Annotated in this window: 21 protein-coding genes, 1 tRNA gene and 1 pseudogene; 15 read left to right on the top strand and 8 right to left on the bottom strand. The window is 66.5% G+C overall.

Annotated features, from left to right (window positions below; all coding sequences use genetic code 11):
- The first annotated feature begins 38 nt into the window (after positions 1–38).
- Both ACIBK9_RS07095 and ACIBK9_RS07090 read left to right on the top strand, forming a co-directional pair.
- Complete coding sequence (locus ACIBK9_RS07095; RefSeq protein ID WP_397155841.1) at positions 39–1,193, top strand: acyl-CoA dehydrogenase family protein; 1,155 nt, start codon at positions 39–41, stop codon at positions 1,191–1,193.
- A gap of 49 nt (positions 1,194–1,242) precedes the next feature.
- Positions 1,243–1,318, top strand: a tRNA-Lys gene (locus ACIBK9_RS07090).
- Between the two features lie 81 nt (positions 1,319–1,399).
- Here ACIBK9_RS07090 and xerC read toward each other — a convergent pair.
- The 4 genes from xerC to ACIBK9_RS07070 all read right to left on the bottom strand — a co-directional run bounded on the left by xerC (position 1,400) and on the right by ACIBK9_RS07070 (position 6,068).
- The gene (gene xerC / locus ACIBK9_RS07085; protein WP_397155839.1) at positions 1,400–2,605 is read right to left on the bottom strand and encodes a tyrosine recombinase XerC; all 1,206 of its coding nucleotides are present in this window, start codon (positions 2,603–2,605) and stop codon (positions 1,400–1,402) included.
- Positions 2,606–2,956: 351 nt separating this feature from the next.
- Positions 2,957–4,582 (bottom strand): AMP-binding protein, encoded by a 1,626-nt coding sequence (locus tag ACIBK9_RS07080; protein ID WP_397155838.1) that lies wholly within the window; start codon positions 4,580–4,582, stop codon positions 2,957–2,959.
- Positions 4,583–4,623: 41 nt separating this feature from the next.
- Positions 4,624–5,748: a cytochrome P450 gene (locus ACIBK9_RS07075; protein WP_397155836.1), complete on the bottom strand. Its 1,125-nt coding sequence runs from the start codon at positions 5,746–5,748 to the stop codon at positions 4,624–4,626.
- A 47-nt stretch (positions 5,749–5,795) separates the two neighbouring features.
- A complete protein-coding gene (locus ACIBK9_RS07070; RefSeq protein WP_397155834.1) occupies positions 5,796–6,068 on the bottom strand; it encodes an acyl carrier protein in 273 nt (90 codons plus the stop codon).
- Positions 6,069–6,151: 83 nt separating this feature from the next.
- Between ACIBK9_RS07070 and ACIBK9_RS07065 the strand changes: the two genes are divergently transcribed.
- From ACIBK9_RS07065 to ACIBK9_RS07050, 4 genes are all read left to right on the top strand, one after another.
- Positions 6,152–6,880, top strand: a complete 729-nt coding sequence (locus ACIBK9_RS07065) for an SDR family oxidoreductase (RefSeq protein WP_397155832.1) — start codon at positions 6,152–6,154, stop codon at positions 6,878–6,880.
- A gap of 513 nt (positions 6,881–7,393) precedes the next feature.
- On the top strand, positions 7,394–9,181 hold the full coding sequence (locus ACIBK9_RS07060; protein WP_397155830.1) for a GMC family oxidoreductase: 1,788 nt from the start codon (positions 7,394–7,396) through the stop codon (positions 9,179–9,181).
- 51 nt (positions 9,182–9,232) lie between these two features.
- Positions 9,233–9,778 carry a hypothetical protein gene (locus ACIBK9_RS07055; protein ID WP_357709954.1) on the top strand — a complete coding sequence of 182 codons (546 nt, stop codon included), beginning with the start codon at positions 9,233–9,235 and terminating at the stop codon, positions 9,776–9,778.
- Positions 9,779–10,837: 1,059 nt separating this feature from the next.
- Positions 10,838–11,026 (top strand): hypothetical protein, encoded by a 189-nt coding sequence (locus ACIBK9_RS07050; RefSeq protein WP_397155914.1) that lies wholly within the window; start codon positions 10,838–10,840, stop codon positions 11,024–11,026.
- A 48-nt stretch (positions 11,027–11,074) separates the two neighbouring features.
- On the opposite strand, the pseudogene ACIBK9_RS07045 reads toward ACIBK9_RS07050, so the two are convergent.
- The 3 genes and pseudogenes from ACIBK9_RS07045 to ACIBK9_RS07035 all read right to left on the bottom strand — a co-directional run.
- Positions 11,075–11,203 (bottom strand): annotated as a pseudogene (locus ACIBK9_RS07045) (integrase core domain-containing protein); the annotation flags it as partial.
- Between the two features lie 329 nt (positions 11,204–11,532).
- Positions 11,533–11,979, bottom strand: a complete 447-nt coding sequence (locus ACIBK9_RS07040; RefSeq protein ID WP_397155828.1) for a hypothetical protein — start codon at positions 11,977–11,979, stop codon at positions 11,533–11,535.
- A 109-nt stretch (positions 11,980–12,088) separates the two neighbouring features.
- On the bottom strand, positions 12,089–12,454 hold the full coding sequence (locus ACIBK9_RS07035; RefSeq protein WP_397155826.1) for an STAS domain-containing protein: 366 nt from the start codon (positions 12,452–12,454) through the stop codon (positions 12,089–12,091).
- Positions 12,455–12,802: 348 nt separating this feature from the next.
- Between ACIBK9_RS07035 and ACIBK9_RS07030 the strand changes: the two genes are divergently transcribed.
- Positions 12,803–13,060 carry a hypothetical protein gene (locus ACIBK9_RS07030; RefSeq protein WP_397155824.1) on the top strand — a complete coding sequence of 86 codons (258 nt, stop codon included), beginning with the start codon at positions 12,803–12,805 and terminating at the stop codon, positions 13,058–13,060.
- Between the two features lie 148 nt (positions 13,061–13,208).
- On the opposite strand, the gene ACIBK9_RS07025 is transcribed toward ACIBK9_RS07030, so the two are convergent.
- Positions 13,209–13,502, bottom strand: a complete 294-nt coding sequence (locus tag ACIBK9_RS07025; RefSeq protein WP_189653376.1) for a hypothetical protein — start codon at positions 13,500–13,502, stop codon at positions 13,209–13,211.
- Positions 13,503–13,579: 77 nt separating this feature from the next.
- Between ACIBK9_RS07025 and ACIBK9_RS07020 the strand changes: the two genes are divergently transcribed.
- The 8 genes from ACIBK9_RS07020 to ACIBK9_RS06985 all read left to right on the top strand — a co-directional run bounded on the left by ACIBK9_RS07020 (position 13,580) and on the right by ACIBK9_RS06985 (position 18,492).
- Positions 13,580–13,795 (top strand): hypothetical protein, encoded by a 216-nt coding sequence (locus tag ACIBK9_RS07020; protein ID WP_397155822.1) that lies wholly within the window; start codon positions 13,580–13,582, stop codon positions 13,793–13,795.
- Positions 13,796–13,932: 137 nt separating this feature from the next.
- The gene (locus ACIBK9_RS07015) at positions 13,933–14,151 is read left to right on the top strand and encodes a UBP-type zinc finger domain-containing protein (protein ID WP_397155820.1); all 219 of its coding nucleotides are present in this window, start codon (positions 13,933–13,935) and stop codon (positions 14,149–14,151) included.
- 19 nt (positions 14,152–14,170) lie between these two features.
- Complete coding sequence (locus ACIBK9_RS07010) at positions 14,171–15,160, top strand: acyl-CoA desaturase (RefSeq protein ID WP_397155818.1); 990 nt, start codon at positions 14,171–14,173, stop codon at positions 15,158–15,160.
- 132 nt (positions 15,161–15,292) lie between these two features.
- Entirely contained in the window at positions 15,293–15,466 is a 174-nt protein-coding gene (locus tag ACIBK9_RS07005; protein WP_397155816.1) for a CsbD family protein, read from the top strand.
- A 114-nt stretch (positions 15,467–15,580) separates the two neighbouring features.
- On the top strand, positions 15,581–15,751 hold the full coding sequence (locus ACIBK9_RS07000; RefSeq protein WP_397155814.1) for a hypothetical protein: 171 nt from the start codon (positions 15,581–15,583) through the stop codon (positions 15,749–15,751).
- A 138-nt stretch (positions 15,752–15,889) separates the two neighbouring features.
- Positions 15,890–16,864, top strand: coding sequence for a LysR family transcriptional regulator (locus ACIBK9_RS06995; protein ID WP_397155812.1), 975 nt, complete (start codon positions 15,890–15,892; stop codon positions 16,862–16,864).
- Positions 16,865–17,021: 157 nt separating this feature from the next.
- A complete protein-coding gene (locus ACIBK9_RS06990) occupies positions 17,022–17,666 on the top strand; it encodes a TetR family transcriptional regulator (RefSeq protein ID WP_397155810.1) in 645 nt (214 codons plus the stop codon).
- A gap of 4 nt (positions 17,667–17,670) precedes the next feature.
- Entirely contained in the window at positions 17,671–18,492 is an 822-nt protein-coding gene (locus ACIBK9_RS06985) for a class I SAM-dependent methyltransferase (RefSeq protein ID WP_397155808.1), read from the top strand.
- Positions 18,493–18,570: the final 78 nt, after the last annotated feature.

The raw sequence follows: 18,570 nt of genomic DNA, 5'->3' as shown, positions 1-18,570 counted from the left end.
GAACCCTGGTAACCCCTTACGCGAGGAGAGGACCCGCCATGGACGATCTGCTGCGCCTCGACGACCGCCTCAACGGCGACCAGCGGCTGATCCGCGACACGGTCAGGTCCTTCGTCTCCGACCGCGTCCTTCCGCACGTGGGCGACTGGTTCGAGGAGGCCGTCTTCCCGGCGCGCGAGCTCGCGCCGGAGCTCGGCTCGGTCGGCCTGCTGGGCATGCACCTGGAGGGGTACGGGTGCGCCGGCACCGACGCGACCTCCTACGGCGTGGCCTGCCGCGAGCTGGAGGCGGGCGACTCGGGCCTGCGCTCGTTCGTGTCGGTGCAGGGCTCGCTGGCGATGTTCCCCATCTGGCGGTACGGCTCCGACGAGCAGAAGGAGGAATGGCTCCCGCGCATGGCGGCCGGCACGGCGATCGGCTGCTTCGGCCTGACCGAGCCGGACCACGGGTCCGACCCCGCCAACATGCGCACGTACGCCAAGCGGGACGGCTCCGACTGGGTGCTCAACGGGTCCAAGATGTGGATCACCAACGGCTCGATCGCCGACGTCGCCGTGGTGTGGGCGCAGACGGACGAGGGCGTCCGCGGCTTCGTCGTCCCCACCTCCACGCCGGGCTTCTCCGCCCCTGAGATCCACAAGAAGCTGTCCCTGAGGGCCTCGGTCACCTCGTCCCTGTACTTCGACGACGTCCGTCTGCCCGCCTCCGCCGTGCTGCCCGGCGTCACCGGACTCAAGGGGCCGCTGTCGTGCCTGTCCGAGGCCCGTTTCGGCATCCTGTGGGGGGTCGTCGGGGCCGCCCGCGCCTGCCTGGAGTCGGCGGTCGACTACGCGAAGACCCGCGTCCAGTTCGACAAGCCGATCGGCGCGTTCCAGCTCACCCAGGAGAAACTGGCCTGGATGTACGTCGGCGCCGCCCAGGCCCAGCTCACGGCCCTGCACCTGGGCGCCCTGAAGGACGAGGGACGCCTGGAGCCCCGGCAGATCAGCTTCGGCAAGCTGGCCAACGTACGGGCCGCCCTGGACATCGCCCGGCAGGCCCGTTCCGTCCTGGGGGGAAACGGGATCACCCTGGAGTACCCTGTGATCAGGCACATGAACAATCTGGAGTCTGTGCTGACGTACGAGGGGACCCAGGAGATTCACACACTGGTGCTGGGGGAGGCTCTGACGGGGCTGCCCGCTTACCGGTGATGGATGCGTCGCGGGCGGGGCGGTAATCTCTGTACCCTTGCTCGTGCGAGGGGCGTTAGCTCAATTGGCAGAGCTGCGGACTTTTAATCCGTAGGTTCCGGGTTCGAGCCCCGGGCGCCCTACCACCCCCACCTGCGGTTCCTTCCCTTATGGGAAAGTTTATTGCTGATCGTGAGACACATGTGGGTCACACCTGGGTCACTTGGTCAGGCCGCCTTCCGGAGTTTGCGGCCGGTCCTGCGCGCCTTGCCCAGCACCAGCCGCGCGATCGCCTGGGCTGAGCGGTGATACACCTCTGGCAGCACCGAGGTGTAGATGTCGGAGGTCACCACGATGCTGCCGTGTCCGAGCGTGCCCTGCACGACCCGCAGGTCGGTGCCGCAGGCCAAGGCGAGGGTGGCGGTGCCGTGGCGCAGGTCGTGCAGCCGGATCGGTGGCAGGCCGCTCGCGCGGACAAGGTTTCGGAACCGGACGGTGAGATAGTCCGGTCGTAGGGGAGATCCGTCCACCCGCGTGAAGATCGGGCCTGTTTCCCGCCAAGCGTCGCCCAGTCGCCGCCGCTCGATCTGCTCGTGACGGCATAGCAGGCGAACCGTCTGCGGGTCCAGGGCGATGATCCGCTGGCTGGCGGCGCTTTTCGGCGGGCAGGCGATCAGGCCGGCGTCGGTGTGCACCAGTTGCCGGTTGACCGCGAGTTCTCGCCGGTCCAGATCCAGGTCGATCCAGCGTAGCCCGGCTGCCTCTCCGCGGCGTAGCCCGCGCAGCGCGATCAGCTGCCACAACGTGTACAGCCGATCGCGTCGGGCGAAGGCCAGGAATTCGGCTAGTTGGTCGGCAGTCCACACCGCTACCGTCGGGTGTTCGTCCTCGCGCCGCCAGGCGGCCACCCGCCGGTCGGTCCACACCTGCGGATACGGCCGGGAGGGCGCGGGTAGCCGGATCAAGCGTGCCGGGTTGGAGACGATCAGGCCCTCACGCACTGCGGCGTTCAATGCCGCGCGCAGCGTTGCCCGGATCCGGTGCAGGGTGGAGGGCGCGATCGACTTGCCGTAGCGGGTGCGCCGTCCGGCGAGGGCGGCGAACATGCGGCTGAGGTCTAGGGTTGTAAGCTGGGCCAGCTCGATCCGGCCCAAGTACGGGATCAGATGCAGGCGTACGTGATCGGCGTAGCCTTCGCGGGTGCTGGGCCGCAGTCCCTGCTGAGCCTGTAGCCAGCAGCGCAGCCATCGCGCCACCGTATATCCCGCCCCCAGCCCGCCGTCCCGATCGGCGGCGATCACCTCACCACCCGCGCGGTAAGCCTGTTCGGCAGTGGTGAACCCGCCACGCCGGAGCCGCTCGCGACGCCCGGCCGGGCCACGTACCTGGACTGCGAAGTACCAGCTACCATGCCCGTCCTCCTCCAGCCGCACGCAGCTTCCGCCCAGCTGCCTACTCGTACGCGCATCGACGCATCCACATCGCTTGTACACCACGATGCGATCCTGGCGGTGTCTCATTGTCCCGTCCTTTCTTGATCGCCATTAAGGGCAGGACAACACCGACATCGCCCGCCGACAACCAGGCGAGAGCAAAGACTCAGGACGAGCTACCAAACGGATCCACACGGACCGGGCCTCGATCATCCGGCTGGTCGACGCGGTGCCGGCCGAGCAGACCAACGAATAGATCGAAGTCTGTCGCTACTTGGGCGCCGACGGCTACGCCGCCCAAGTTCGCCTTCCCGGGCGTCGTGAACTACAGAAAGCCGCGACCAAAGATCGCTAGTCGCCTGGGGCATCGGGGCCGGTGCTGGCGAAGAGGGTGTTCTGTTCTCTGATCCGCCTTTGAGTCAGGGCACGTTGCCATTTCCCGCTGGTGGTGCGGGACAGCCAGCCCGGCCGCACCGGGTGAACGTGCACGGCCGTCAGAGCCAGGTGATCGGCTATCAACTGGCGGATTTCGGTGCAGACGACGGACGGGTCGTAGCTAGGGGCGATTTCGGCGACGACCACGACGTGTTCGTTCTCGGCATAGGCGACGCACCGGCCGCGATGCACACCGGTCTGCCGGGCAGCGAGGTCTTCGACGTCTTCAGGGAAGTAGTTCTGCCCCCGAACGATGATCATTTCCTTGGTGCGGCCGGCGATGAACAGGTCGCCGTCGAGTTGGAATCCGAGGTCGCCGGTGTGCAGCCATGGGCCTTCGAAAAGTGCGGCGGTGGCGGATCGGTTGGCGTAGTAGCCGGAGGTCACGCAGGGGCCGCTGATCTGGATCTCGCCGACTTGTCCCGGCGCACACTCGGCTCCGGTCGCATCGATGAGTCTCAATCGCATGTCCTGAACCGGGCGGCCGACGCTCACCACTGGTTTAGCGGCTGGATGGTGGGGGGCCACCAGCGCGCACCGGCCGTGGTCGGAGAGTTCCGTCCGGTCCACGTGGATGATGCGCGGGACGGTCCCAGGTTCGGGAAACGTGATGGGCAGCGTGGCTTCGGCCATTCCATACACCGGGTACATCACAGACTCCGGTACTCCCGCTGAGGCGAAGCATTTGGTGAAGGCTTCCACGGTGGAGGCCTTCACCGGTTCGGCGCCGTTGAACGCCAGCCTCCAGCGGGAAAGATCAAGGTTGGACAGAAGCTCGGGGGTGGCGGCGGCCACGATACGGTCGTAGGAGAAGTTCGGCCCCATGAGCAGGGTTCCGCCGTGGTCGGACAGGATTTGCAGGACGCGGGCCGGCCGCCGGATGAAGGCAAGCGGGGACAGGACCTGGGCACTGCCACCGGCCATGAGCGGCGCCAGCAGGCCGAACAGGCCCATGTCGTGGTAGTGCGGCAGCCAGGTCACCATCGTGTCCTGCCGGGTCAGGCGCGCGGAGGCGACGATCGACCGGAGCGCGGCTTGCACGGCCGAGTGCGGCAGCATCACCCCCTTGGGATGGCCGGTGCTGCCCGAGGTGTACTGCAGGACGGCCAGATCACCCTCGGCGACCTCCGGAAGCCGGCCGGGTGGCGCGGCCAGGTTCGCGTCCAGCACCACAAGGCCGGGCGACATCCGCTGGAGGGCGTGCCCGATGTCGGAGTGGTCCTCATGCACGACGAGGTAACGCATCCGAGCAGTGCTGACAACGAGCGCCAGCCTCTCGGCGGACCGCTCGGGTGTCCCGGCCGCCGCGCTCAGCATGCTGGCTGCGGCGCCGGCGCGCACCACGCCCAGCAACCCGAGCAACACCTGAGGACCGGTGGGCAGCAGCAGTCCGACGACCTCACCCGGTTTCACTCCGGCAGCCACCAGCCCGGCCGCGAATCGCTCGGATCCGCGGTCCAGGTCGGCAGCCGTGAGCCGCTCTCCCGTGCCGGGGAAGGACACCGTCACACCGGGATCCAGCAAGGACGCCGCTTCGGCCAAGGTGGCACAGTCCAGAGCTCGGCCCCTGTCGCCTCCGCTACTCATCGCATGACCTCCTGCAGCCGCACCAGGAGCGGCTCGGCGGGGGTGACACTGGTGCCGTTAGGCGATGTGTCGCCGATGTGAGGGCCTGGTGGAGCATGGAGGCTGAAGTGGTGCAGTACGGCAGCGGCGATCAGCTTGGTCTCCATTGTTCCCACGTGGATACCTGCGCAGAGCCGTCGGCCTGCGCTGAACGGAGTCATCGCGAAGCGGCTGCGCGTGGTGTCGGTTGAGGTGAACCGCTGGGGTCGGAATTCGTCTGGATCGGCGAAGGACGCGGGATCGCGCTGTGTGTCGGCGATGGAGTAGAACACTTCAGTGCCGGCAGGTAGCAATGTGTCTCCGAAGACCAGGTCCGTCTCGGCTCGGCGCGGCAACCAGAACAGCGGCGGGTGCAGCCGCGCGGTTTCGGAGAAGACAGCCTCCATGAGCTGTGAGTCGCCTGGCTCCGAGGCAGCGAGATCCCTGCGAACGGCGCTCTGCTCTGCCGGGTGGCGAGCGAGCAGCCACAACAATCGGGCCGAAAGATACGCCGTTGTCTCGAATCCAGCGAGAAGCAAGATCGCGATGTGGCCGGCGATCTCCTCATCCGTCGGAGGGCCGGGCAATGTGCGCAGGCGCGCCACCAACCTCGCCACCCCGTAGCTCCGCTCGTCTTCCACGGCGTGTGCCCGGTCGACCCCGGTCAGCAAAAGCGCGCGAACCCGGCGGCGGCTCCGGGCGATGTCACGGATCAGACGGTCTCCGCCGGGTGTGCCGAGTTCGAGATCGGGCGCTTGCAGCGTGGCGAACAAACCAAGGAGTTCCGACGCCTCCGACGCCGACAGCCCCGCGAAGACAGCCGCGGCGACCTCGAATGTCACCTTTTTGGTGAAGGCGTGCAGGTCGACGGGCTCATCGACGGGCAGTGCCGGGACGACGCGATCGAGGATCTCGCTGGCCACCGGAGCGTACTCGGCCGTCGCCTTCCGGTTCAGGACCGCCATCAACGCTCTGCGGGCTGCTCTGTGCGGTTCATCGTCAAGGTTGAGCAGTCCTCTGCCGAACCGCTCACCGAAGATCAGGTCCCAGCCATGAGCGTGGGACAGCTCCGAGTCGGCGGCATTGAAGAAGTGCTCGGCCATGGCCGAGCCACGTAGGTAGATCCGCGATCCAGGAACCGGGCAACCGCTCATCGGGAAGCCACCTGTGAGACACAGATCTGCTCCACCAGGCCGTTGAGGGTCGGGGGGGTCATGAAGATCCGCGGATCCACTTCCTCCTCCATGCCGAACGCCTCTTCCAGCGCCAATAGCAGCTCCACTCGATCGATCGAATCCAGGCCCAGTTCGGCGGCGATGTGCTCCTCGCCGCTGATCGGCCCGGTCAACTCCGGCCGGATGCTGCGGACCGCTGCCACCAGAACCTCAAGGATCGCTTGGCTGTCCATTTCCTGGGCACTCAACAGATGCCCTCCCAGACGTAGGGTTTCTCGCCCTGATGGTTACCCTGTGTAGGTGTATCAAAACTCAGAGTCAAGGGATGGGCATGGGCTCACTGTCGGGTAAGACGGCACTGGTCACTGGCGGATCTCGCGGTATCGGACGATCCATCGTCGAAAGGCTCACAGCAGAAGGAGCACAGGTCGCCTTCGGCTACCGCCAAGCCACGGATGCGGCCCACGAGGTCGCGGCCGCCACCGGCGCACGGCCGATACAAGCCGATATCGGAGTAGCCTCCGACGTCGCCCGCCTGTTCGACCTGGCCGAGCAGGCTGTCGGGCGCCTCGACATCCTGGTGAACAACGCCGCGGTCTGGCTGCCTAGCGGACGGATCGAAGAGGCCAGCGAAGCAACCTACGAGACAGTGATGGCCGTCAACGCCAAAGGCACATTCCTTGCACTCCAGCACGCGGCAACCCGCCTCGCCGACGATGGCCGCGTGATCAACATGTCCTCGATCGGCACGCAGCGTCCGGCCCCGGGGAACGCCATCTACGCGGCCAGCAAGGCCGCCGTCGAGCAGTTCACCGCCATCGCCGCTCTGGAACTAGGAGTACGCCGCATCACGGTCAACTGTGTCGCCCCCGGCGCCACCGACACCGCCATGCTCGAGCAATCGCTGCCGCAAAAGCTCCACGCACGCGCCGCACGCAACACCATCCTGGGCCGTCTGGGAACTGGTGACGACATCGCCGGCATCATCGCCTTCCTCGCGGGCCCCGATGCCGGGTGGATCACCGGGCAGACCATCAGCGCCACCGGAGGCCTTCTCTGACCCGGATCCACGAGTAGTCACCGAGTTGCGAGCTGAAAGGCCCGCCACTCGGGTCCGCGCCCGCCCGGATCGCCACCCACGCCCGCCGCCTCCAGGTGCGCCTGCCACCTGGAGCACGGCTCCTCAGCACGGTCCTGAACCGGCTCGCCCTCCTGCCCGACCCCGGCTAACCAAGACTAATCCGCCCCTTCGATCCGGAAACCCCCGAGGCCCGTGGAACCTCCGCCCACCGCAGCGGCAGACGGCTCACAGGGCTGCCCAGCCCACCAGGAGAGCAAGATCGAAACCGACTAGAACGACGATCACGGGCCATTCGTGGATCTTGCCCTGAAGATCGCTCCACCCTTGCCAGCAGCCACCGGGCCCTTCGCCGCCCAGCCGGCCACCAAAGGATTACCAAGCAGCCACAGACGCTGATTACTCTAAGTGCTTAACTGACCACTGTCCGTACTCGACGGTTCTGCGGCAGTGCAATGCGCATGGGACCAGACCTGCGATTCTCCGGGACATCAAATGGAAAACTTTCTAGCAGATGATTCGCCAGAAACGTCAACCTACGACTACATCGTCGTCGGCTCTGGGCCTGGCGGCGGACCTGTCGCCGCAAATCTCGCTGAGGCCGGCTTCTCGGTGCTCGTTCTCGAGGCGGGTCCGCCCAGCGGCAACGAGGTCTACCGGGACGTTCCCATATTCTTCGCACAAGCCACCGAGGACCCTGAGGTGGCCTGGGAGTACTGGGTTCAGCATAACGACGGGGGCAAAGCCGCTCACGGTGACATGTGGGTCGATGAAAAGGACGGGGTCCTCTACCCCCGAGCGTCAGCCCTCGGCGGCTGTGCCATCCACAATTCCGGCATCATCATGTACCCAGCGCACAGCGACTGGGACGACATCATGGAGTTGACGGGTGACAATGGATGGCACCACGAAGCCATGTGGCAGCACTGGCAAAAAGTGCTCGAATGGCAGGCCGTTTCCTCCAAGGACCCGTTCGCCCAACTGGAGTCTCCGCGAACCGATCCTGGCAGCCTGATCACGTCACTTGAGGGCCCGAACTGGTTCCTCAAGTCAATGGGGGACGCCGAACGTTCGGGCGAGCTCAACGACAAGGACAACGTCGGCACTTCAGGACCCTGGAACCTCCAGATCGGGATCAAGGCCGGCGTGCGCCAAGGTGTCCGGGATCGCCTCATCTCGGCCGAGCGAAACTGCCCGACGCTCGAAATCCAGTGCGATGCATTGGTAGAGAAAATCCTCTTCGAGCCCGGACAGACAGGCCCCAGGGCGGTAGGCGTCCAGTTCCTGAACGGACGTCATCTATACGAAGCCTCACCAAAATTTCAGGAAACGACCGAGGAGGAGCGGGCAGCTCTTCGACAGGTGGTCCGAGCTCGTCGCGAGGTCATCATCGCAGGCGGCACCTACAACAGCCCGCAGATCCTCATGCTGAGTGGAATCGGCCCCGCCGACCACCTGCGGGCCCACGGCATCGAAGTCCTCGTCGACTCACCTTGCGTCGGCACCAACCTGCAGGACCGGCGTGAAATCTCAGTCATCGACCGCTACGCCCTACCGGAGCTGGCGGAAAATCCCTATGTAGGCGCACTCATCAAGTCGCTCAGCCCGACAGGACCACGGCTGAGCGTCTGCCTGTCCGGGTGGCGGGCCGACCCAGAGAATTCTCAGCTGGGCCAGTTCGGCATTCCCTGCATCACCTATCGCACCGAGGGCGCCGACGGATCCGCCACCAACTGCGTCACGATAGGGGTGCCTATCCAGTTCCGGGCCCACCACCCGGACTGGGTCAAGGAGGCGTTCGCACACGTCGGGCAGTCCTGGACCTGGTTGACGCTCATGGGGTACACCGGGGACCGGAACGGCTACGTGCGCCTGCGTTCAGGCGACCCAACCCGCTGTCCGGATATCAACTTCCGCGCGTTCGGCAACGGTGCGGGTGGAGAAAAGGACCTTGCCGCACTGACACAGGCCATCGAGATGTGCCGCGAGCTGAATCGCGTCGAACCCGGCGAAGGCGAGATCTTCCCCGGCCCCGACGTCCAGGATCTCGGCGACTTCATTCGTAAGGAGCACTACGGCCACCATGCGGCGTGCTCCAACCCGCTCGGAAGGACCATCGATGACTCGGTCGTCGACAGCTCCTTCAAGGTCCACGGAGTGGAAGGGCTGCGCATCGTAGATGCCTCGGTATTTCCGAAGATGCCCGGCCTGTTCCTTATCGCAGCTGTCCAAACCCTCTCTCAGAAGGCCAGTATCGACATTCTTCATGATGCAGGCGACTAAAAATCGACGCAACGGTGTGTTATCGGAGAGTCACAACGGAAAGGATCCTCCATGTTCACCAAGCTTCAAGAGCGCAAAATCAACCACTTCTTCAACGTACTCGACCCGGATGGGGCCGGCGCGCTGACCTTGCCAACAATCGTAGCCATCGGTGACCGCTACGCCCGGATCCGCGGCTATGCCCCCACTTCCGCCGAGGCGCAGCGCCTGCGCGCGGCTCTGGAGCACTGGTGGAAGACGGTCCTGTCCCCCATGGACGCCGACGGCGACCGTCGAATCACCCGCGAGGAGGTCTCGCAGAGGGTGGCGGCGGCGCTCTCCGACGCCGAGGGAGCCGAGGCGTTCCGTGGTGCTGGCGACGCGTTCTTCGAGGTCGCCGACGTCAACGGGGACGGGCGCCTGATCAAGGACGAGTATGTGGACATCTTCGCCGTCGGATGCGGGCTGGCGCGGCGAGATATGGTTCAGGCGTTCCAGCGCCTGGATCTCCAAGGTCGGGGCTACCTGGACCTGGACGAGTGGCGCAAGCTGGTCGAAGAGTTCTTCACGAGCACGGACTCCGACGCCCCTGGGAACTGGCTCTACGGCACCTACTGAATCGGCCATTGCCGCCGTGAGCTGTGGTGAGCTCGGCGACGGCAAGCCGGCGGCAGAGCGCGATGGCGTCCTGTGGGAGAAGTGCCCCCTCGGCGGCCAAGAGGTGCCGGAGGCTCTACGGACGGTTCGGCCGCTGACGCCGAGCTGCTTTCCGATCCGTGCCGAGGTTGCAGCGACCTGGCCGCGCACGTTGGCCCAGTCAGCCAGCAGGAGGTAAAGCTGCCACGGGTCGGGGTGCAGCTGCCCGACGCCCGCGTCGGTGTGCAGAGGCGGACCAGGGCCATGCTCCATAGCGGCACATCGGCGTACGGAATGCCGTTGCCCTTGGTGAGGATCTGCTGGGCGCGGTGCCGAGCCGAACGGCCCCGCCCCAGCAGCCGCTTGGACACCAGTGCGCCTGCCGATAACGCCATCCGCGCAGGTCATCCGGCTTTCGTGGCCCTACCAGCGGCGCCTGGCCGATCTGCCGGCCAGGCGCCGTGACGTGGTCGTCGAACTGTGCGTGGCGGCCCCATCCCGGATTCGCTCGTTTCTGAACGATCATCACAGGTCCGTTAGGGACCGCATCAAACCCCTCCCGGACCGCAAACCATCCGGGGTATCAGCTCGCCAATCGGAGGTAAAGTAAGAACGGTCAAGGGATGCCATCCGCCCCGTGGTTGCTCGTTCGATGCTCGTCGGCACCTGATACGGCATAACACCGGGCGGCATTCTTGGACATTTCGAGTGCGGGCAATGCATGACACCGCGACACAATGAGACACGATTCGATAGTGGTCGGCATTTTAAACGGCGACTTTTAATCCGTAGGTTCCGGGTTCGAGCCCCGGGCGCCCTACCAGTCCATACCCTATCTGACCTGGGCTTTCTCGATTCTCGGCTCGTCTCCGAGAGGTGAGAATGGCCGAGTCGGTGCTCGGACAGTGCTCTTCGGCACGCGTCCGACATGCGGGCGGGCTCGACAGCGGGCACGCGTATCGGCCCTTGAACCCCGCAGGTCAAGGCAGACCCCGCCAGAACGCAAGGCAAGGGCAAACCAGAAGGGGTGACGGGCGGCTCGTGTCCGGCCTGATCATAGGCCCGGTCGAGCTGTGCGGTGCCAATACCGGCATCACACGCCTGACCTGTGGCTTCGCTCGACTGTACGGCTCGGCCGTGCTCGTTGATCAGACCGCTGACGGCCGGTCGTCGCTGTATTCGAACCGTGAGATCGACAACCTCGGCTGGATCATGCACAGGTGGCCGTAGCGACAGCGCCTGATGCGGCCGATGCTGGTTGTAGTGGCGCTCATACTCAGCCAGGATCTGTCTCAGATGCCGCTCGCCATGGACCAGAAGGTGATCGAGGCATTCGCGTCGGAGCGTACCGACGAACCGCTCGGCGAACGCATTCGCCCGTGGCGAGCGCGGCGGAATCTTGAGCATGCGCACATCCGCACCGGCGAACACATCGTCAAACCGCCCGCCGATTTTCCCGTCCCTGTCGCGGATCAGGAACTTGAACCCGTCGGCTCGCTCGCCCACGTCCATCAGCAGATTGTGCGCCTGCTGCGCTGTCCAGGCACCGGTCGGATGAGCCGTGACGCCGAGAATGTGCACGCGCCGCGTTTCGATCTCCATAACGAACAACACGTACAGGCGCTTGAGGAACACCGTATCGACGTGGAGAAAGTCGCACGCCAGGATGCCGGAGGCCTGAGCAGTCAGGAACTGGCGCCAGCTCAGTGAAGCCCGACGCGGCGCGGACCCAAGCGTCACCGCCGCCAGAACCCGGCGGACCGTCCCTTCCCCCACCCGCACCCCAAGGCCAAGTAGCTCGCCCCGAATGCGCCGATGCCCCATCGTGGATTCTCCCGCGCCAACCGGACGATCAGATCGCGAATCTCCTCAGAGATAGGCGGCCGGCCGTGTTTGGCAGGGTAGGTCCACTTCTTCTTCACCAGCCTGCGGTGCCAGGCCAGCAGCATGCCGGGCGTCACGATGCGATACAGCCGAAGGCGACCGGGTAACAGCCTGGCCAGCTTGGCCAACAGCGCCCGATCGGCCCAGTCCGGCCTGGGCTGGACGACCTGGCGACGCAGCATCGCGACCTCATGCCGTAACACCAAGATCTCCACCTCTTTGGAGGCGCTGCCCCGAGTGAGCAGCACCAGCCAGCCGAACACCCTGATCACCAGCAGATACAGAAGCCGAAACAACACAAAGAGACGAGCCTAGAAGACCAGGTCAGACCCTCATTGCCAGATTCTGGCACCGGACGGGTGGCGGGGACGGGCCACAGACCTGCCCCAGCGCGGGGATCGAGGGTCGTCATGAGGCGCTCCGATCCTGCAGGCGAAGACCGGCCTTCGGGTACCAGCCGGTGAGCTGGAGCAGGCGTCGCACCTGCGGAGAGGGCGAGCATAAGGTCAGAACCTGGCCGTCGCGCATACCGGCGGCCGCGGAGATCAACGCGCGCAGCCCACCGACGTCGCAGAACGCCAGGCCGCTCAGATCGACGCAGAGGCTGCCACCGCTCGCCATCGAGACCAGTGCCCTGGTCAGGGCAGGCAGGGTGGCGTAGTCGAGCTCGCCTTCGATCCGCAGGCCCGGGGGATCGACGAGCGGCGTGATGCGCAAGGGCGGATCGGCGACCGTGTCAGGCGCGCGAATGCCGACTGTGTCCGCGGTGTCCATGCTGGCTCCTACGGGCGGGGAGTACGGAATGAGGTGGCCGCGAGTGTGAGGCGGCCATGAACACGTGGTGTGGGAGCCAGCGTGAGTGGAGCAGTCCGGGGCGATGTATTGATCATCCCGTGGGCTCGGCCAGGCGGAAAGCGGCAACCTGCCCCACGCTTATCATCAGCCGTGATCACCGGGGCCGGCGCCGGCGTGGTGACCCGAATGGTTTGACGGCCGCATCGCTCGTGGCGTGTCATGGGGACCACTGGGGTGCTCTCCCGTTGTCCTCGGCCGGCAGATGGAGCAGACCGGCCGGCGGCATCGGATCGCGCTCGGAGCTCAAGGACGGCATGGTGAATGGCGTTGACCGCTCAACCTGCGCAGCCGCCGGGTCCGAACGACGGCGTGGATCAGGCCCTGGCCGACGTCTTGACGGCGCTCGGCACGGCTTCGCGCGCCCTCGCCGTTCAGCGTGCGACGAACATGGCCTGCCATGGCGACCGGCAGCGGCTGGCCGTCTGCCTGGACGCGATGGGGCCTGGCCGGCTCGCCGAGGTGGCCGCCGCCGCCCGGTTGCTGAGCGCCTCGGCCGAGCAGGCGCTCAGCAGGAGGAATTCGTAGCGGTCGGGCAGTTCCGGTCGGCCGGCGCCGGCCCCTTCACGTCTCGCGCGACGATGAACCGACACAAATAAATGCCCCGTGCCATGACGCGAGAATGTTCTCGCACGCCACAGCACAGGTTGAGCTTTTCGCGATGTTCAGCCGGCGATCAGCTCTTGTCGCGAATCACGTCGTAGTCGGAGAACTTGATCGGGCCTTCACACAGTTTGACCATGTGCGCGTTGAACCGGTCGGTTTCCGGCAGCTTGCTGTTACGCTGGGCCTCCTCGTAGGAGGAGAATTCGACGAGGGCCACGTAGTGGTCGGGGCGATCGCGGTGCTTCGCCACGACCTCGCGCTTCACATGGCGCTTTCCCTCGGTCTGCGTCCGCCACTCGTTCATGAGCGACTCGACTTCCGCAGCGCGTTTGGTGCTGAATTCCAGAATCTGTACGAAGCTCATAAGAGCCTCCCCTTTTTCTTGCTTGCATTCCCCAGTCAATACCCTTCCGAAATAAATAGCAAGGAAATTTCGCACAAATGAGCGAAATCCGCTCTCGGCATAAGTGGCGGGAGGCCCGCCAGGTGAAACATCCGGCCGATTTCGCGGTCCGGCGGCCTCTCGACGTCGCGGTCCGCATGATCCGGTGGCCTCTCGTCAAATCGCCCGCAGGCCCCGCCATCGCCGCAACTGATGAGGCTGACTGGGATCGCGTCTTTCCGCCGGCCCGGCTGAGCACGTTGACTGGCAAGTGACCAGCCGGCGCACCTTGCGTCGCTGTCACCGTGAGGGGGTCGTCATGACCCTGGACGCACAAGGAACGGACGCGACCAACCGCGCGGGCCTGAACGGTCAGACCCCGCGCTGCAATCACATCGACCAACTCCCCCAAGTGCGGTACGGCCCCCCCGAATGCAAGGAATGCCTGGCTCTCGGCCAGCACTGGACGCGCCTGCTGGCGTGCCTGACCTGCGGCTGGGTCGCCTGTTCCGACGATTCCCAGGGCGGCCACGCCAAGGCCCACTACCAGGAGACCGACCACCCGGTGGCCGCCGCCCTGGGGCCGAGGTCGACCTGGCGCTGGTGCTACGTGCACCGGCGGACCGTATAGACGAGAAGAAGGCTGCTTCATGGCTGTTTCTGAACGACCGGTGCGACGCCGGCGGGACTACGACGGAACCTCACCCTTCCCCGGGGCCGGCGAGCACGTGCCGGCCGGGCGGCCGCAGACCGCGCTGACCGGGGCGATCGTGATCGCGCCGTTCGCCGCGCTCGGTGCGGTGATCTATCTGGCGTGGGGGCACGGGGCCGCGCCCACCGACCTGCTCCTGGCCGCCGCCTTCTACGTGGTGACCGGGCTGGGAGTGACGGTCGGCTTCCACCGGCTGCTCACCCACGGCTCCTTCACCGCCCGGCCATGGTTGCGCGTGGTGCTGGCGGTCGCCGGGTCGATGGGCTTCCAGGGCAACGTGATCGACTGGGTGGCGGTGCACCGCCGCCATCACGCCTTCACCGACCGGCCGGGCGATCCGCACTCGCCCTACCGGTACGGAACCAGCCTGCGCGGGCAGCTTCGGGGGCTTGCCCACGCCCACCTCGGCTGGCTGTTCACCGACGACCAGACGTCCGCCGAACGCTACGCCCCTGACCTGCTGGCCGATCCGGCCATGACCCGCGTGGCCCGCGCCTTCCCCGCGCTGTGCGCGCTGTCGCTGGCGCTGCCGTTCGCAGCCGGCTGGGCGATCGCCGGCACCCTGTACGGCGGCCTGACCGCCTTCCTGTGGGCCGGCCTGATCCGCATCGCGCTGCTCCAGCACGTCACCTGGAGCGTCAACTCCCTGTGCCATCTCATCGGCAGCCGGCCCTTCAAGACCCGCGACCACGACCGGGCGACGAACCTGTGGCCGCTGGCCCTGCTGTCGTTCGGCGAGAGCTGGCACAACGGCCACCACAGCGAGCCGACCTGTGCCCGCCACGGTCTCGACCGGGGCCAGATCGACCCGTCCAGCGGGGTGATCCGCCTGTTCGAGCGGCTCGGCTGGGCGAGCGACGTACGCTGGCCCGATCCCGAACGCGTCCGGCGCCACCGTACCGGCGCGCTCTCACCGGCCGGAGAGTGACCCCGATACCCCACCGCTCATCAGTTCCTGTGATGACCGGCACGGCCGTTGCTCGTTTCCCCCTTCCAAGCCAGAGCAGACACTGGGGCTCCAAGCCGCCTGACCGCGGCGGAGCAGTGAAGGAAGATCGCGATGAGTCTGCGCTGGGAAATCAGCAACAAGGTTCAGGTACTCAAGGGCTGGGCCAGGCAACGCTTCGGCCGTGTCTCCGGCAACCGGCGCCAGCAGGTCGCGGGCAAGAGCGACCGGGTCGCCGGCAATCTGAAGCAGGCCGGTAAAAGGGCCAGGGACGCCTTCAAACGCTGATCCCCACTTCGACGAACCGCCCGGCGGGGCCCAGATCTCGGATCGGGATCCCGTCCGGACGCGGGCGAAGCCGACAACGGTCCCGTCGTCCCCGCCGGCCTCGCAAGGACGAAGATGGAGGCAGAACCGATGCGCGTCGCATCATTGGCGCTGATCCTGTGGCCGATCGTCGGTGCCGTCGCCGCAGGCCGGCGCAAGTGCTACACGGCACCGGTGGAGAACTGCGACCAGGTGGCCACCATCGCGGTGACGATCCTGGCCGGCCCCTCAACCACCTCGGCATGAACCCGAAGATCGACTGCCGGACGCCTCAGCCCAGCAAGTGAGGCCAGGCCCACCTTCAGAAGTTGACACACCCACGAGGACCTACAGTGGGAGACGCCGGCCGCATCGGCACCGCCTGGGAGAGGAAGGGTGTCGGGCATGGAGTTACGGCAGTTGCGCTATTTCGTGACGCTGGCCGAAGAGCTGCACTTCGGCCGCGCCGCCGCCCGCGAGCACATCGTGCAGTCGGCGCTGAGCCAACAGATCCAGCGGCTGGAACGCGAGCTCGGTGTGCGGCTCCTGGACCGCAGCACCCACCACGTCGACCTGACCCCCGCCGGAGCCGCCTTCCTCGTCGAGGCGCGCCAGATCCTCCATCACGTCAGCCGGGCCGGGCATGCCGCACGCAACGCCGCCGCGTCCGCGCCCACGCTACGCGTCGGCATCATCGACGCCGGCTACGACACCATGCCGCAGATCCTGCACGAACTCCAGGACAACCATCCCGGCATCACGATCCACCAGATCGAAGCAGGCACCCCCGAGCAGTACCGGCAACTGGCCGACGGCCGCCTCGACATAGCCATCGGACGCGCCTCCCAGACCCCGGCCGAGATGACCTCCAAACTCATCAGGCTCGATCCCCTCGGCGTGCTGGTCCCCGACGACCACCGCTTCGCCGTCCTCGACGGCGTACCCGTCGCCGCCCTCGCCGACGAACTGCTCCTGCTCGGCGAGGAATCGCAGACGCCGGAGCTCAACCAGTTCGTCCTCGCGCTGTGCCGCTCGGCCGGGTTCGAGCCCACTCTCTACGAAGGCACCGTCGAGAGCTCCCGGGCTGCCGCCGACCTCGTACTCCAGCACCGCTGCGTGCACTGCGTCCCTTCCTCCTTCCGCTCCTCCAACCGGCCCGGCACCACTTGGCGGCCCCTGACCGACCCCACCACGTACTACCCCTGGTCCCTGCTGTGGCACGACGCCAACCCCTCCCCGCACATCGCCGGCGTCATTGACACCGCCCGCCACCTGGCCGAACAGCTCGACTGGCTCGAACCCGCCGCCCTGGCCACCGAACCGCCGTCCGGCGAAGACGCGCCGGCAGCCACCAGCAGCCGCAGCGACGAGGCTGTCTGACCCGCCTGGCGGGACTGGTGCGGGCGATGGTTGTTGTGGCTGGAGGTCAAAGCCGCGGATCAAGCACCACTCGACGAGTTATGAAGCGCTTCAGGCCCTTGATCACGGGCCTGCCCTCGACTTGCCAGGCATTGAACATCTGTTTAGTCTACTAAACATGTGTTCAGCATCGTCGGACCTGACCGCCCAGGCCAAGATCCGCAACGCGGCCATCGCACACTTCGCCCGGGACGGCTTCGCCAAGACCAACCTGCGCGCCGTCGCGGCCACCGCCGGAGTGAGCCCCGGCCTGGTCATCCACCACTTCGGCAGCAAGGAAAAGCTCCGGAGCGTCTGCGACGACCACGTCCTGCGCATCCTGGTCCAGCGGGCCGACAACGCCGGCCCGAGCGGCATGCAGGACCTCTTTCGTGAATACCTGTCCAACCCGGAGGAATACCGCCTCCAGGTGCAGTACATGCTGCGCGCGATCGAGGAGGACACCCCTGCCGCGGGCACGTTCGTCGACACGCTGGTGGCGGAGTCGGAGCAGGTCCTGCGGGCCGGGATCGCCGACGGCTCGATGCGGCCGTCCTGCGACGTGCGGGCGCTGGCGGTGCTGACCGTGCTCAACAGCGTGGCCACGCTGACCATGCCGCCGTCGCTGGCGCGGGCACTGGGCCACGAGCAGTTCGGGCCCGACGTGCTGCGCCGCCTCGCGCTGCCCACGCTGGAGCTCTACACCCACGGGCTGTTCACCGACGACGCCGCCCTCAACGCGGCCCGGGCCGCCCTCGACGACTCACCACAGGAAGAGGACTGACACGATGGCCATCACCCTCCCCGACCTCACGCCGCTGGAGAACACGCTCTGGCTGACCCTGGCCGGCAAAGCGCTCGACTACCAGGCCAAACACTCGATCCTGCACGACAAGACCGCATTCGACATCGTCAAGAAGCTCGACTACGACGCCGGGCAGTTCAAGCTCTCCGCCAGCCCCGTCGTGGGCATCGCGCACCGCTCCCTGGTCATGGACAACATCGTGCGGCAGTTCATCGTCAAAAATCCCGACGCCGTCGGGCTCGACCTGGGCGCCGGACTTGACACCCGCGTCTACCGCGTCGACCCGCCCGCCACCGTCGACTGGTACGACGTCGACCTGCCCGGCGTGGCCAAGACCAGGCAATTACTGCTCCCCGAGCGTCCCCACCTCCACACCATCGGCTCCGACCTCAACGACCCCCGATGGATCAGCGAAATCCCCGCCGACCGCCCCGCCGTGATCGTCGCCGACGGCCTGATCGGGTTCCTGTCCAAGGAGGAACTGGCCACGCTCCTCGACCGCCTCATCCGCCACTTCCCCACAGGGGAGATCTGCTTCAACGGCTACACGAGGTTCCATGTCTGGGCGGCCAGGAAGTACGCCGGCACCCAGTCCGTCGTCCCCTTCCTGAGGTCTCCCGGCTTCGACACCCCGCAGGACATCGAGCGCCTGGAACCCCGCCTGAAGCTCGTACGCGAGATCCTGCTGGGCCGCGAGCCCGAGGTCGCCGACTACCCGTGGACGACCCGCCTGGCCAGCTTCCTGACGGCCTGGAGCACCTCCATCGCCCGCAAGGGCACCGCCATCCAGCACTATCGCTTCTAGAGGCTTCAGGCAGGCACGGACAGACTGGTGACCAGATGGCTTGCTCGCGCCGCGGCATGTGACCCTGGTAGGCCGCCG

Origin of the sequence: Nonomuraea sp. NPDC050227, from assembly GCF_044459705.1 — a bacterium.
Taxonomy (GTDB): Bacteria; Actinomycetota; Actinomycetes; order Streptosporangiales; family Streptosporangiaceae; genus Nonomuraea.
This window is presented reverse-complemented; position numbering and strand designations above follow the sequence as displayed.

What these genes read in the sequence shown, in the direction of transcription:
- ACIBK9_RS07010 (WP_397155818.1), top strand. Translation starts at nt 14,171, where the DNA reads ATGGCTGTTTCTGAACGACCGGTGCGACGCCGGCGGGACTACGACGGA.
- ACIBK9_RS07020 (WP_397155822.1), top strand. Translation starts at nt 13,580, where the DNA reads ATGAGCGAAATCCGCTCTCGGCATAAGTGGCGGGAGGCCCGCCAGGTG.
- ACIBK9_RS07035 (WP_397155826.1), bottom strand. Translation starts at nt 12,454, where the DNA reads ATGGACACCGCGGACACAGTCGGCATTCGCGCGCCTGACACGGTCGCC.
- ACIBK9_RS07095 (WP_397155841.1), top strand. Translation starts at nt 39, where the DNA reads ATGGACGATCTGCTGCGCCTCGACGACCGCCTCAACGGCGACCAGCGG.
- ACIBK9_RS07060 (WP_397155830.1), top strand. Translation starts at nt 7,394, where the DNA reads ATGGAAAACTTTCTAGCAGATGATTCGCCAGAAACGTCAACCTACGAC.
- ACIBK9_RS06990 (WP_397155810.1), top strand. Translation starts at nt 17,022, where the DNA reads ATGTGTTCAGCATCGTCGGACCTGACCGCCCAGGCCAAGATCCGCAAC.
- ACIBK9_RS06985 (WP_397155808.1), top strand. Translation starts at nt 17,671, where the DNA reads ATGGCCATCACCCTCCCCGACCTCACGCCGCTGGAGAACACGCTCTGG.
- ACIBK9_RS07075 (WP_397155836.1), bottom strand. Translation starts at nt 5,748, where the DNA reads ATGGCCGAGCACTTCTTCAATGCCGCCGACTCGGAGCTGTCCCACGCT.
- ACIBK9_RS07000 (WP_397155814.1), top strand. Translation starts at nt 15,581, where the DNA reads ATGGAGGCAGAACCGATGCGCGTCGCATCATTGGCGCTGATCCTGTGG.
- ACIBK9_RS06995 (WP_397155812.1), top strand. Translation starts at nt 15,890, where the DNA reads ATGGAGTTACGGCAGTTGCGCTATTTCGTGACGCTGGCCGAAGAGCTG.
- ACIBK9_RS07005 (WP_397155816.1), top strand. Translation starts at nt 15,293, where the DNA reads ATGAGTCTGCGCTGGGAAATCAGCAACAAGGTTCAGGTACTCAAGGGC.
- ACIBK9_RS07065 (WP_397155832.1), top strand. Translation starts at nt 6,152, where the DNA reads ATGGGCTCACTGTCGGGTAAGACGGCACTGGTCACTGGCGGATCTCGC.
- ACIBK9_RS07055 (WP_357709954.1), top strand. Translation starts at nt 9,233, where the DNA reads ATGTTCACCAAGCTTCAAGAGCGCAAAATCAACCACTTCTTCAACGTA.
- ACIBK9_RS07025 (WP_189653376.1), bottom strand. Translation starts at nt 13,502, where the DNA reads ATGAGCTTCGTACAGATTCTGGAATTCAGCACCAAACGCGCTGCGGAA.